The organism is Rhodoblastus acidophilus, assembly GCF_025961575.1.
Classification (GTDB): Bacteria; Pseudomonadota; Alphaproteobacteria; order Rhizobiales; family Beijerinckiaceae; genus Rhodoblastus; species Rhodoblastus acidophilus_C.
In genome coordinates this window covers 86,240-99,682 of record NZ_JAOQNX010000008.1, presented here as the reverse complement: position 1 = coordinate 99,682, position 13,443 = coordinate 86,240, and the positions used below count along the sequence as shown (strand labels likewise).

General features: G+C 64.2%; 11 protein-coding genes. 9 read left to right on the top strand and 2 right to left on the bottom strand.

From position 1 onward, the window contains the following. Positions 1–65: 65 nt before the first annotated feature. Genes rfbF through M2320_RS07615 form a run of 7 tightly spaced genes read left to right on the top strand, consistent with a single transcriptional unit; the run spans position 66 to position 7,353 of the window. Entirely contained in the window at positions 66–836 is a 771-nt protein-coding gene (gene rfbF / locus M2320_RS07645; RefSeq protein ID WP_264596760.1) for a glucose-1-phosphate cytidylyltransferase, read from the top strand. Then, positions 833–1,948: a CDP-glucose 4,6-dehydratase gene (gene rfbG, locus M2320_RS07640; protein WP_264596759.1), complete on the top strand. Its 1,116-nt coding sequence runs from the start codon at positions 833–835 to the stop codon at positions 1,946–1,948. Before rfbF ends, rfbG begins: the two co-directional genes overlap by 4 nt. Continuing rightward, a complete protein-coding gene (gene rfbH, locus M2320_RS07635) occupies positions 1,926–3,266 on the top strand; it encodes a lipopolysaccharide biosynthesis protein RfbH (RefSeq protein WP_264596758.1) in 1,341 nt (446 codons plus the stop codon). Before rfbG ends, rfbH begins: the two co-directional genes overlap by 23 nt. A gap of 2 nt (positions 3,267–3,268) precedes the next feature. Continuing rightward, on the top strand, positions 3,269–4,849 hold the full coding sequence (locus M2320_RS07630; protein ID WP_264596757.1) for a hypothetical protein: 1,581 nt from the start codon (positions 3,269–3,271) through the stop codon (positions 4,847–4,849). Continuing rightward, entirely contained in the window at positions 4,780–5,277 is a 498-nt protein-coding gene (locus tag M2320_RS07625) for a GtrA family protein (RefSeq protein WP_264596815.1), read from the top strand. Before M2320_RS07630 ends, M2320_RS07625 begins: the two co-directional genes overlap by 70 nt. Further along, positions 5,274–6,317 carry a radical SAM/SPASM domain-containing protein gene (locus tag M2320_RS07620; protein ID WP_264596756.1) on the top strand — a complete coding sequence of 348 codons (1,044 nt, stop codon included), beginning with the start codon at positions 5,274–5,276 and terminating at the stop codon, positions 6,315–6,317. Before M2320_RS07625 ends, M2320_RS07620 begins: the two co-directional genes overlap by 4 nt. Beyond that, positions 6,310–7,353, top strand: a complete 1,044-nt coding sequence (locus M2320_RS07615; protein ID WP_264596755.1) for a class I SAM-dependent methyltransferase — start codon at positions 6,310–6,312, stop codon at positions 7,351–7,353. The genes M2320_RS07620 and M2320_RS07615 overlap by 8 nt, the downstream gene beginning before the upstream one ends. Before the next feature lie 6 nt (positions 7,354–7,359). Here M2320_RS07615 and M2320_RS07610 read toward each other — a convergent pair whose 3' ends face one another. Further along, entirely contained in the window at positions 7,360–8,295 is a 936-nt protein-coding gene (locus tag M2320_RS07610; protein WP_264596754.1) for a glycosyltransferase family 2 protein, read from the bottom strand. Positions 8,296–8,582: 287 nt separating this feature from the next. Between M2320_RS07610 and M2320_RS07605 the strand changes: the two genes are divergently transcribed. Further along, the gene (locus tag M2320_RS07605; protein WP_264596753.1) at positions 8,583–9,707 is read left to right on the top strand and encodes an N-acetylneuraminate synthase family protein; all 1,125 of its coding nucleotides are present in this window, start codon (positions 8,583–8,585) and stop codon (positions 9,705–9,707) included. Between the two features lie 16 nt (positions 9,708–9,723). Further along, positions 9,724–11,550: a thiamine pyrophosphate-binding protein gene (locus M2320_RS07600; protein WP_264596752.1), complete on the top strand. Its 1,827-nt coding sequence runs from the start codon at positions 9,724–9,726 to the stop codon at positions 11,548–11,550. On the opposite strand, the gene M2320_RS07595 is transcribed toward M2320_RS07600, so the two are convergent. Further along, a complete protein-coding gene (locus M2320_RS07595; protein WP_264596751.1) occupies positions 11,544–12,926 on the bottom strand; it encodes an exopolysaccharide biosynthesis polyprenyl glycosylphosphotransferase in 1,383 nt (460 codons plus the stop codon). The genes M2320_RS07600 and M2320_RS07595 overlap by 7 nt on opposite strands. Positions 12,927–13,443 lie beyond the last annotated feature (517 nt).

Genomic DNA, 13,443 nt, shown 5'->3' with positions numbered 1-13,443 from the left:
CTTTACGCCGCGTCAGTCATGCTGATTCGGGCACAACAGCCCTTGCTGGCCGCGAGTATGATTCAATGAAAGTGGTGATCCTGACCGGCGGGATGGGCACGAGGCTCGCCGAGGAGACGGCGATTCGTCCAAAGCCGATGGTCGAAATCGGCGGACGCCCCATCCTCTGGCACATCATGAAAATCTACTCGGCGCACGGGTTCAATGAATTCGTGATCTGCCTGGGATACAAGGGCTATTACATCAAAGAGTTCTTCTCGAACTATTTTCTGCATATGTCCGACGTCACCTTCGACATGCGCGCCAACAGAATGGAAGTGCATCGGGAGATGGCGGAGCCTTGGCGGGTCACGCTGATCGACACCGGCGAGCAGACCATGACCGGCGGGCGCATCAAGCGCATTCGCGATTATGTCGCTGACGATGAGGTGTTTGCGCTCACCTATGGCGACGGCGTCGGCAATGTCGACCTCACCGCGCAACTCGCCTTTCATCGCGCGCATGGCAAGCTTGCGACCGTGACAGCGGTGCGGCCCGCCAAGCGTTTTGGCACCCTGCTCCTCGATGGCGAGCGCGTCACCGCCTTCACCGAAAAGCCGGATGACGAGGGCGGCTGGATCAGCGGCGGCTTCTTCATGCTGTCGCCGAAAGTCTGCGACCTGATCGAGGGCGACGACACCGTATGGGAGCGCGAGCCGATGAACCGGCTGACGGCGCAAGGGCAGCTGCAGGCCTTCGTCCATCCCGGTTTCTGGTCGCCGATGGACACGCTGCGCGACAAGATTTTTCTCGAAGACCATTGGGCGAGCGGCGCCGCGCCATGGAGAGTGTGGTGATCGATTCCAGCTTCTGGCGCCGTCGGCGCGTTTTTGTCACGGGACATACGGGGTTCAAGGGCGCGTGGCTGTCGCTGATGCTGGCGCGGCTGAATGCGGAGACCACGGGTTACGCCCTGGCGCCGCCGACCAATCCATCCCTGTTCGACCTGCTGTCGGTCGGCGCCACGCTCGAGGATTTGCGCGGCGACATCAACGATTTCGAAAATTTGCGCCGCGCCATGGTCGCCGCCGATCCGGACATCGTCATCCACATGGCCGCGCAGCCGCTGGTGAAGCAGGGCTATGCCGATCCGGTCGCGACCTTCCAGACCAATGTCATGGGCTGCGTGCATGTGCTCGAAGCCGCGCGCGCCTGCAAGAATCTGAAGGCGCTGGTGAACGTCACCACCGACAAGTGCTACGACAATCGCGACTGGATCTGGGGCTATCGCGAGACCGATGCGCTTGGCGGACGCGATCCCTATTCCAACAGCAAGGCCTGCGCCGAACTGGTCACCGCCTCCTATCGCGCCTCCTTCTTTGAACAGGGGGCGACCGTCGCGACGGCGCGCGCCGGAAATGTGATCGGGGGAGGGGATTTTGCGCCCGACCGCATCCTGCCCGACGCCGTGCGCGCCTTTCGCGCGGGACGTCCGGTCGAGGTGCGCGCGCCCAAATCGGTGCGGCCCTGGCAGCATGTGCTGGAACCCCTGTCCGGCTATCTCATGCTCGCGCAAAAGGCGGCGCTGCAGGGCGCAGGCTTTGCCGACGGCTGGAATTTCGGACCGGGCGCCGAAAGCGAACAGGATGTGGAAGCCTTGCTCACCCGCTTCATGGCCGCCTGGGGACCGGAGGCGCGCTGGCTGCCGGATCGCGCCGCGCATCCGCACGAGGCCGGCCTGTTGCGGCTCGACGCCAGCAAGGCCCGGGAAAAACTCGGTTGGAAGCCGCTGCTGAGTTTTGACGAGACGGTGGAATGGACGGCGCGCTGGTATCGCGCCCACGCCGACGGCGCCGACATGCGCGCGCACACTTTTGGGCAGATCGACGCCTATCTCGGTCAGCGCGTGCGCCTGACCTCCCCCTTCTCCAATGCGCGGGACGACCATGAAGCCCAACGAATCGCCTGAAGCCGAAGGTTTGCGCGCGCAAATTCTTGAGCTGGTCGGGCGCTATCACGAGCTCGCCCATCGCCAGCCGGCTTTTGCGCCCGGCGCAAGCGTCCCAGTGTCTGGCCGCGTCTATGGCGCGCGCGAAATGCAGACATTGGTCGATTCCGCGCTGGACTTTTGGTTGACCACCGGGCGCTTCAACGCGGATTTTGAGAACAAACTCGCCGCCCGCATCGGGGTCCGCTCCGCGCTCACCGTCAATTCCGGGTCTTCCGCCAATCTCGTCGCCTTTTCGGCGCTGACCTCGCCGCGTTTGAAGGAGCGCCAGATCAAGCCCGGCGATGAAGTCATCACCTGCGCCACCGGCTTTCCCACCACGGTCAATCCCGCGATTTTGTGGGGCGCCGTTCCGGTTTTCGTCGATGTCGACATTCCCACCTACAACATCGACGTCGCCGCGCTCGAAGCCGCCATCGGACCCAAAACCAAGGCGGTGATGGTCGCGCACACGCTGGGAAACCCATTCGACGTCAAGGCCATCAAAACCCTGTGCGATAAGCATGGTCTGTGGCTGATTGAGGATTGCTGCGACGCGCTCGGGGCGACGGTCGACGGCAAACATGTCGGGACCTTCGGCGACATCGGCACGCTGAGCTTTTATCCCGCCCACCACATCACCATGGGCGAGGGCGGGGCCGTCTTCACCGACAATCCGCTGCTGGCGAAAATCATGGAGAGTTTTCGCGACTGGGGCCGCGACTGCTATTGCGCGCCCGGCAAGGACGCCACGTGCAACAAGCGCTATGGCTGGAAGCTCGGCGATCTCCCAAGGGGCTACGACCACAAATATGTCTATTCGCATCTCGGCTTCAATCTGAAGATCACCGATATGCAGGCGGCCGTGGGTCTCGCGCAGCTCGATCGCCTCGACGATTTCATCGACGCCCGACGCCGCAATTTCGACCGCCTGACAGACGGTTTGCGCGCGCTCAACGACGTCTTGATCCTGCCGGAAGCCACCGCTGGAACCGAGCCCTCCTGGTTCGGCTTTCCGATCACGCTGCGCGAGACTGCGCCGGTGTCGCGCGACGGGCTGGTGCAGCATTTGAACGCGCAAAGGATCGGCACGCGGCTGCTGTTTGGCGGCAATCTCGTGCGCCAGCCCTATATGATCGGCCAGAATTTCCGCATCGCGGGCGCGCTCGACAATGCCGATATTGTCGTCGACCGCACCTTTTGGATCGGGGTCTATCCGGGCCTGGAGGCCGGTCATATCGACCATATGATCAGCGCCATCAAAGAGGCGCTCGTCCTGCCTGCGCGACGGAGCGCCTGACCGTGACCGAGGCCGCTCTTCCCGCCGCGTCGGCGCGCGCGAAAACCTTGAGCCTCTCCAATCGCACTTTGCTCAACGCGGGCGCACTGGTGTTTGTCGCCGGCAACGCCGTCTGGGCGGCGGGATTGGCGCTACCCGCAGCCATCATCGTGCTGCTTGGCTGCGCCGGCGTCACCGCGCTGCTGTTTTCCGCCCGGGGTCGCGTGGATGGCGGCGCGCTCGACGCGCCGGTGAACGGCGGCTTGCTGCTCGCTTGTCTCGCGCTCGGTTTCGTCGTCGTCGTGCTCGGCGGCGAAGGCCATTTCTTCTTCACCACCGACGACTGGCTGACGCGCGACGCCGTGCTCGCCGACATCGTCCGGCACGGTTGGCCGGTGTTCTACAGGATCGACGGCGACGCCTTCTATCTGCGCGCGCCGCTCGGCATGTACATGATCCCCGGCCTGATCGGGCAGGGGCTCGGCCTCCACGCCGCGCATCTGGCGATGCTGACCCAGAACGCGCTGATGTTCGCCCTGATCTTCTATCTCGCGGGCGCCATGAGTTCGGGCCGCGCGATGGCCTATCTGCTGGTCCTCTACGGCGGGTTCGACATCCTGCCCTGGATGGGAGGCATGGTCCTCGACGCTATGCGGACGGGCGCCTGGGCCTTGCCCGCCCGCGATGTGAACTGGTGGGCCTCCTATTTTCAATACACGGACCATTTCACCCAGATTTGCTTCGTGCCCAACCACGCCATTTGCGGCTGGTTCTTTGCTGTCCTTGCTCTGTTCGCGGCGCGGCGCGAGATCGATCTCGCCACGCTCGGCGGTGTTTTCGCCGCGCTGCTGCTGTGGTCGCCGCTCGCCCCCTTGCTCGCCGCGCCTTTCATGCTTTATCTCGCATGGCGGGATCGCAAGGCCGTCGCCTGGGCGCGCCTCGCCGTCGGCGCCGCTTTCGGCGCCTGCTTTGTCCCCGTGGCCCTCTATCTCGTCGCGGGCGCGGGCGCGATCCGGCATGGGTCGCCGCTCGAGAACGCCGATTTCTGGCCGACCTATGCCCTGTTCGTGCTGGTCGAGCTTGTCCATGTGGTCTTTCTCGCCGCGCTCTGGCCGAAGATTCGCGACGACTGGAAGCCGCTGCTCGTCATCGCCGCGCTCATGCTCGCGCTTTTGCCGCTCTACAGCTTCGGGCCGAGCAATGACTTCACCATGCGCGGCGCCACCGCGCCGCTGTTCGTGGTCGCCTTCTTGTTCAGCGCCGTCTTCCTGGAGTTGAAGCCGGAACAGAAGCTTGCGCGCGTTATCGGCGTCCTCATCATCGTCATCGGCGCCGCCAAGGCTTTGATCGCCTTCGGCATCGCGCTGCTTGAACCGAAATGGACGGCGAGCGCCTGCAACCTCGTCACCGCCAGCCGGCAGCTCAGTCCCGCGGGCCTGCCGACCAATTACATCGACTCGATCCGTCGCGCGCCCGCGTGGCTGTTGATTGCGCCGCCCGCCGATGCCGTGTTCGAAACCGTGGGGACGAATTGGTGCTGGCCGGATCATCCCGTGTTCACGTCGGCGGAGACGACGGCCGCCGCGCAACCGGGGCCGCGATGATGGGCCTGATGTCCCGCGCCCTGCTGGCGGCGAAGCGCTGTCTTGATGTGCGTTTTCTGCGCTTCCTGGTGGTGGGCGGCTTCAACACGCTCTTTGGCTTCGGGCTATTTTACACGGTGCTGCGGTTGAGCGGCGCGCCGATGTTCGCGCTGACGTTTTCGACCATTCTCGCCATCCTGTTCAACTTCATGACGACGGGCGGCCTTGTCTTTCGCAACACCGAGCGGCGGCGTCTTCTCCCCTTCTTTGGCGTCTACGTGATCGTCTATCTCTACAACGCCGCGGGCCTGACAATCTTCCAGGCGGCGGGCGTCGACGCGGGGCTGGCGGGGTTGCTGCTCCTGCCGGGCGCGGTGCTCATCTCCTACGCGCTCAACCGTTCTTTCGTCTTCGCCTCGAAACCCATCGAGAGGACCCGCGCCACGTGACCGAACACGCCGCTTCTCAACCGCTCCGCTACAGCGAGCTTCGCCAGGCGCCGCGCCAATCGCTGAGCGAGGCGGCGCCCCTGCCGGCGCCGCTGACGCTCTTCGTCGAGCCGACCAACATCTGCAACTTCCGCTGCGTTTACTGCCCTGAATCCTTCGACAATTTCGAGGAGAGAAGCGGGGGGCTCCACCGCATGGACGCGCGGGCCTTCGACCTGCTGGCGGACCAGGTCAGGGAGTTGGGGCGGATCAAGTCGCTGAACCTCTACATGCTGGGCGAACCCTTCGTGAATCGCGAATTGCCTGAATTCGTGCGGATCGCCAGGCGGAAGGACATCGCCGAACGCATCACCATCACCAGCAATGGCACCTTGCTCAAGGAGGACGTGTCGCGGCGAATCCTCGCGGCCGGTCTCGATTACCTGCGCGTTTCCATCTACGGCGGCACGCCTGAGTCCTACGCCCGGACGACCCAGGGCAAGATTGCGCTGGATCGCGTGGTGGAGAATGTCGCCCGGTTCCGCCAATGGCGCGACGAAATGGGCGCTGCCACGTTTGTTTACGTGAAGATGATCGATTCCGGTTCGCCCGAGGAGAACAGCCAGTTCCTGTCGACATTCCGCGACATCGGCGACGAGGTGACGATCGAGCCGGCGATGAACTGGAACGATCCCGATGAGGGCGACCTCTCGCTCATCTCGCGGCAACAGCGGCTGGACTCGTCCTTTTTTAGTCAGCGCAAGCAGGTCTGCCCTTTCCCCTTCTACTCGCTTGTCGTGCATTCGGACCTGCGCGTCAGCGTCTGCTGTGTCGACTGGGCGAAGGAAGCCGTTGTCGGCGACCTGCGCGCGCGGACGCTGGCGGAAATCTGGCGCGGCGAACCGCTCCGCGAATTCCAGATGATGCAGCTCGAACGGCGGGCGGGATCGCATCCGGCCTGCAAGAACTGCACGTATCTCCACACCTCACCGGACAATCTCGACGATCTCGACCCCGAAGTCTACCGGCGGCGGCGCGCCCCAGGAGAGCCTCATGTATGAGTTGCCCGTGGTCTGCGCCGTCTGCGGCCTTCCCGAACCGGAGATTTTCACCATCGGCGGCTTGCGGCGGACCTTTTGTCCGTCGTGCCATCATTCGCAGCGCATCGATGTCGAGCCATTCGACTACAAGGGCTTCGCCATGGGCGGCGCGGGACGCACGCCGGAGCGCCTCGCCGCGCAGGCCGGCTTTGTCGCGCCCCACATCGCCGACGGCGCGCGCGCGCTGGAAATCGGCTGCGCCGCGGGCGACCTCGCGGAGGCGTTGCGGCGTCGCAAGACCTTTTCCGCCTATCACGGCGTCGAGTTCTCCCCGGCCCGCGACATAGCCGCGACGCGCATGGACCGCGTCTTCGCCAAGCCCGTCGAAGACCTGCTCGCGTCGGGCGAGGTCGAGGCGGCGAGTTACGACCTCGTCCTGTCCTCCCATTGCCTCGAACATCTCGATTCGCCCTCGGACGTGATCGCCGCCATGTTGCGGGTGATGAAGCCCGAGGCCGCGCTGTTTCTTGAGGTGCCGCATCGCGGCGGCCATGCGCGCCTGCCCTTCGACGACAACCGTTCGCACATCCATTTCTTCGGCGTTTCCTCGCTGACGCGCCTGCTGGCGCGGCACGGCCTGGAAACCCGTGTCGCGGAAACCGGCGCGCGGCTCGATGAGCGCTATTCCGATTCCCTGCGCGTCCTCGCCCGCCGACCCGCGCCTTTGCGCGCCGATCCGTCAATTCTGTCGGATCACCCGAAGCTCGCCGGCGTGGACAAGGTCGTGGTCTGGGGCGCCGGCCGCATGGTCGAGGAAATGCTGGCCCATTATTTCGACCCCGCGCGCATCGCCTTTTTCATCGACAAGGACGAAGGCAAGCAGGCCAGCCTTCGATTGGGCGCGCCGGTTCGCGGGCCGGAGGCGTTGGGGGCGGGGTCGGACTGGACGGTATTGATCAATTCGCTGGAGTTCGAGGCGCCGATCCGCGCCGAGATCGAGCAGCGGTTCGGCGCGCGCGTCGCCCGGATCATTCCGATCTCGGAACTGCTCGACTGACCACCTTCAATCGAAATTCACCCGCTCCTTCTCGACCACCAGCGGGAAGCGCCGCGCATATTGCAGGAGCACGCCGACATATTCGCCGAGCAGGCCCAGCGCCAGAAGCTGGATCGAGCCGAGCATGAACACGGCGATCAGGATCGGCGCGACGCCGAAGGGGATGCTGCTCCAGAACAGCAATTTGGCGATGAGGTAGAGAAAGCCGAAGGCGAAGCTGAGGCAGGCCGCGACGAAACCGACGACGGTCATCAGCCGCATCGGCGCCTTCGAAAATGTGGTGATTCCGGTCAGGGCGTAGTCGACGAGGTCAAAGATACTGTGCCGCGACGTCCCATGCTTGCGCTCGGGCTGGTGATAGGCGACCACCTTGCGCTCGAAGCCGATTTCGGGGACCAGGCCGCGAAAATACGGGTCGGGTTCGTAAAGCGTGCGCATGACATCCATCACGCGACGGTCGTAGAGGCCATAGCCGATGTAATTGGGGATTTGTTCGACGTTCGAAATCTTGCGGATCAGGCTGTAGAACAGTTTTCGCGCCAGTGCGACCGGCGGCGAGCCGGCGCCGGCGTTCTCGCGGACCGCGACGACGACTTTATAACCCTCCTCCCACGCGCGCACCATTTCCGGGATGAGCGCGGGCGGCGTTTGCAGGTCGGCGAGGACGGGAATGACGGCGTCGCCGTCGACCTGCAACATCGCGTGGTGCGGCGAACGCGCGTGGCCAAAATTGCGGGCGTTGACGATGATCTTGACCCGCTTGTCCCTGGCCGCGATTTCCTTGAGGATCGCCACCGTGCGGTCCCCAGAGCAATTGTCAATGAAGACGTGCTCATAGGCGTAGCCCGGCAGTTCGCTCATGATGTTTCGGCAGGCTTCGTAGCATTCCGCGATGCCCGCCTCCTCGTTGTAACAGGGCGTCACGAGGCTCAGGGTTTTCATCGGCTTCCTTTCCGCGCCGCCGCGAACGCCGCCGGCGACGAGCCAAGACCTTGGGGCATCCACGGTAAATGCAGGGTTACGCCGCGCATGGAAGGGAGGAAGGGAGCGTTCACCGTCCTTGCGCAAGCTTTGACGCAGGGGCAGCGTCGAAAGGGAATTCTTAACCTAAAGCTGAAAAGGTTCGTCGACGGAGACGGTTGGGCGCACGCCCCAAATGCTTGACGAAGGCCGCAGATCGGCGCGCCGGGCGACGTGTTCAGTACATGTGTTTTCAAGGGAGGCCCTGCGTGCGCGACGCAATTTTCACCGATCTCTTCGTTCTTGAACTCGCCTCGAATCACTGGGGCAAGCTCGAGCGCGGATTGAAGATCGTTCAGGATTACGGTCGCGTCGTCCGAGCCAATGGCGTGCGCGCCGCCATGAAGCTGCAATTCCGTGATGTCGACAGTTTCATTCACAAGGATTTCCGCGACCGCGCCGACATCCGCTACGTCAAGAAGACGCTCGACACCCATATGCCCTGGGAGAGCTACCGCTGGCTGACCCAAGCCGTGCGCGACCACGACATGGTGGCGATGGCGACGCCGTTCGACGAGCGCTCCGTGGAAAAGTGCGTCGAATATGGCGTGGAGATCATCAAGATCGCCAGTTCCGACATCAAGGACTGGCATCTCATCGGGAAAATCGCTGCGACGAAAAAACCCGTGATCATTTCCACCGGCGGCGCCTCGCTGGCGGAAATCGACGCCATCGTCGCCTATTTCAACGCCCGCGACATTCCGCTCGCCATCAATCACTGCGTCTCGCTCTATCCGAGCGAGGACGCCGATCTCGAACTCAACCAGATCGATTTCCTGATCAACCGTTATCCCGACAACGAGATCGGCTTTTCCAGCCACGAATATCACGACTGGCAGGCGTCGCTGCTGATGGCCTACGCCAAGGGCGCGCGCACCTTCGAGCGCCACGTCGACATCGACTATGAGAACGTCCCGGTCTCCGCCTATTGCTCGCTGCCGCACCAGGTCGACGTCTGGTTCAAGGCGTTCAACAAGGCCAAGGAAATGTGCGGCGGTTCCGGGAAGGTGAAGCGTACGCCGCCGCAGCGCGAAATCGCCTATCTCGACGCTTTGGCGCGCGGCGTTTACGCCAAGCGCGACCTTCCGGCGGGCCATGTCATCGGCCCGGGCGACGTCTATCTCGCCATCCCGCTGCAGCAGGGCCAGATGTCCTGTCGCGAACTCGCCCATGGCGACGTCCTGCGCGCCCCCGTCGCGGCGGACGGCGTCGTGCGCTTCAACAATGTCGACGGCGCGCGGTCCGGCGACGATGCGCTGCGGGCCATGATCGCGACGCGCGGACTGCCCGCCGACGCGCCGCAACCGCAGCTGAAGCTGGCGGCCCGCGGCTGACCGGGAGTTTCATTCCATGATCCGTGTGGCGGACTATATCGCCGCCCGTCTGGTCGAGGGCGGCGTCACCCACGCCTTCCTGGTGACCGGCGGCGGCGCCATGCACCTCAACGACGGTTTTACGCGCCACCCCGGCTTGACCTCCGTCTGCTTCCACCATGAGCAGGCTTGCGCCATGGCCGCGGAGGGTTACGCGCGGGTGAGCGGAAAACTCGCGCTGGTCAATGTCACCACCGGCCCCGGCGGCATCAACGCCCTCAACGGGGTTTTTGGCGCCTATACCGATTCCGTGGGCATGATCGTCGTCTCCGGACAGGTCAAGCGCGAGACGCTGATGGCGAATTTCGATCTGCCGCTGCGCCAGCTCGGCGACCAGGAGGTCGATATCGTCGCCATGGCGCGCCCCGTCGTCAAATACGCGGTCTGCCTGCAAAACCCTGACGATGTGCGCTACGAGGTCGAAAAGGCGCTCTGGCTGGCGGGGAACGGCCGCCCTGGCCCGGTCTGGATCGACGTGCCCGTGGATGTGCAGGGGGCGCAAGTCGACGAAAGTTTTCTGCGCGGCTTTGAGCCTCGCGAGGCTGATGTCCCCGCGGTGGAGCAGGGGGCGCTCAAGGGCGACGCGCTAAGGGCCGTTGCTCGCGAAGTGATCGAAAAACTGCGGGCGTCCGAGCGTCCCGTGCTGATGCCGGGGACCGGTGTGCGCGCCTCAGGCGCCTACGACAATTTTGTGCGCGTGATCGAGCGTTTGGGCGTTCCGGTCGCCACTGCGTTCAATGCGCATGACCTCGTCGCCGACGATCACCCCTGCTACGCCGGCCGTCCCGGAACCGTCGGCGACCGCGCCGGCAATTTCGCGGTTCAAAATTCCGACGTCCTGCTGGTTCTCGGCTGCCGGCTCAACATTCGCCAGATCAGCTACAACTGGTCGGCCTTCGCCCGCTCGGCCTTCAAGGCGATGGTGGATATCGACAAGGCCGAACTCGCCAAGCCGACCCTAAAAATCGACGCGCCCATCCATGCCGACCTCGCGGATTTCTTCGAGGCGATGCTGGCCGAACTCGATGCGTACGAGCCCTCGCCGGCCAATGCGGCCTGGCTCGACTGGTGTCGCGCCCGCGTCAAACGCTATCCGACGGTGCTGCCGGCGTACCGGGAGAGCGAAGCGCCCGTAAACCCCTATGTTTTCGCCCGCGACCTGTTCGAGCGGCTCGAATCCGACGATGTCGTGGTCACCGCCAACGCCACGGCCTGCGTGGTCACATTCCAGGCCGCGCGCATAAAAGCGGGGCAGCGGCTGTTCTCCAATTCCGGCAGCGCCTCGATGGGCTACGACCTGCCGGCCGCGATCGGCGCCCATTACGCCACCGGCGGGCGCATCGTCTGCCTCGCCGGCGACGGCAGCATCATGATGAACTTGCAGGAGCTGCAGACCATTGTCGGCCAGAACCTGCCGATCAAGATTTTTGTCCTGTCGAACGACGGCTATCATTCCATCATCCAGACCCAGCGCGCCTTCTTTTCCGACAATATTTACGGCTGCGGCCCAACGAACGGTGTGACGTTCCCGGACTTTTTGCGCGTCGCCGCGGCGTTCGGCATCGAGGCCCGCCGCTGCGGCGCGCACCAAGACCTCGACGCCGCGATCCGCGCCACGCTGGACGGGGAGGGGCCGCAAATCTGCGAGATCATGCTCGACCCCAAGCAGCCCTTCTCGCCAAAGCTGTCGTCGCGAAAGCTCGAGGATGGCCGCATGGTCTCGGCGCCGCTCGAGGACATGGCGCCTTTCCTGTCGCGCGAGGAGCTGGCCGAAAACATGATCGCGCCCGACCCCGCTCAATAGGCGTTGCGATAGGCCTGGCGTGAGAACAGGGTCAGGAACAGGATTCTGATGTCGAGCCACAGCGACCAGTGGTCGATGTAGTAGAGATCGTGTTCGATGCGGCCCCGCAGCTTTTCGCCGCTGTCGAGTTCGCCGCGAAAACCGTGCGCCTGCGCCCAGCCGGTGATGCCGGGCTTCACATTGTGACGCCGGGCGGCTTGGCTGACGACGCGGCCGAGCATCTGGTCATGCGCCATAATGTGCGGGCGCGGCCCGACCAGCGACATCTGTCCGAGCAGGACATTGATGAGCTGCGGCAATTCGTCGATGTTGGTGCGCCGGATGAAACGGCCCACGCGGGTGACGCGCGCGTCGTTCCGGGTCGCCTGGCGAAGGTCCGCGCCCTCTTTCAGCCAGGTCATGGAGCGGAACTTGAAGATGCTGAACGGCTGCTGATTGAAGCCGTAGCGCCTTTGCCGGAAGAACACCGGCCCCGGACTTTCGAGCTTGATGGCGAGCGCGACGAGCGCGAACAGCGGCGCCAGCAGGGCGAGGCCGCAGCCCGCGGCGACCAGATCGAAAGCCCGCTTCATCATGAGCTCGACGCCGTTGAGCGGGCTGCGGACCAGGCGAATGCTGGAGATCGGCCCGACCTTGTCGAGAGTGGCGCCGTTGAATCGTTCGAGAATGCGGTCCGGCCCCAGATGGACCGAGGTCGGCAAGCCCAAAAAGGTTTCGACGCAGGCCTCGATGGCCTCGACCTCATGCCATGGCAGCAGAATGAAGACGTCGTCAGGCTGGAAAATGCGCGCCGTCGCCGTCGCCAGCTGCAAATCCTCCGCGATGGTTTCCTGGTTGCGCAGAACGGCGGCGGTGACGATCTCCATGCCGAGAGACCACGGTTTGTAGCGCTCGGTGAAGGATTTGATTTCCTCTTCATAGCCGACGAGGAAGACCCGGTTCAGGGACACCGCGCCATTGCGCAGCAATTCGCGCGTCCCGTGCGCGGCGAGGCGGCTCGTCGCCAGCAGGCTCGCCGCGCCCACGCCGAAAAACAGAAGCGTCGCCACGCGCGACATCTCGCCGCCGCTCCGCGTGACGAAGGCGAGCACGGAGGCGATGAAGAAGGCGTAGATCCAGCGTCTGAGCAGCGCGGGAAAATTGAATTTTTCGCTCAAGACGTCGCGAAAGCGGTAGACGCCATGCAACAGGTTTTGCCCGACATAAAGGGCGACGATCAGAAGCGCGAGAGTCACCTCGCCGCCGACCGCCTCGCTCGGGTCGTTGCGAAACCCATGATAGAGGCTGGATGTGAGGACGGCCGCGTTGACGATCACGAACGCGTCGAGCGTGGCGAGCAGGGCGGGGAAGGCGCCCAGCACCGCCTTGCTGCTCACGCGCAGGCGACTTTTTCCGACGCTCCGCCAAGCGCCGCGGCTTTCCATAAGTGGGCCGCGGCTTTCCATAAGTGGGCCGCGGCTTTCCATAAGCGGGCCGCGGCTTCCCGCGAGCGGGCCGCGCTGTCCCACAATCGGAAAAAAGCTGTTCGTTTTAACGTTCGGCTTGAGCATTTCGTCTCAACCTCGCAGGAACGTGTCCCAGGAATGAGCGCGTCGCGCTTTCCCGAGACCATTCACGCAAGGCGCGCGCCAAATCTGGCCTTGACCGTGGTCAGACGCCCGTTTGTCGCTGTTGCGTCAGGATGGCCTGCGCCTGGTCGACGTCCACGGGCTTGACCAGATGCGTGTCGACGGCCTCGCGGGTGCGGCGGTGATCCTGATCCCCCTCCCGTCAAGGCGACGAGATGGACGCCCTCGCCCTCGGGAAGCGCTCTGAGGCGCCGGGCGGTCTCGCATCCGCCATGCCCGGCATGCCGATGTCGAGAAACACAATCTCGGGCTTGAAGACGGGAAC

Coding starts and splice junctions, on each gene's coding strand:
- rfbF (WP_264596760.1), top strand. CDS start 66: ATGAAAGTGGTGATCCTGACCGGCGGGATGGGCACGAGGCTCGCCGAG.
- rfbH (WP_264596758.1), top strand. CDS start 1,926: ATGAAGCCCAACGAATCGCCTGAAGCCGAAGGTTTGCGCGCGCAAATT.
- M2320_RS07615 (WP_264596755.1), top strand. CDS start 6,310: ATGTATGAGTTGCCCGTGGTCTGCGCCGTCTGCGGCCTTCCCGAACCG.
- M2320_RS07610 (WP_264596754.1), bottom strand. CDS start 8,295: ATGAAAACCCTGAGCCTCGTGACGCCCTGTTACAACGAGGAGGCGGGC.
- M2320_RS07600 (WP_264596752.1), top strand. CDS start 9,724: ATGATCCGTGTGGCGGACTATATCGCCGCCCGTCTGGTCGAGGGCGGC.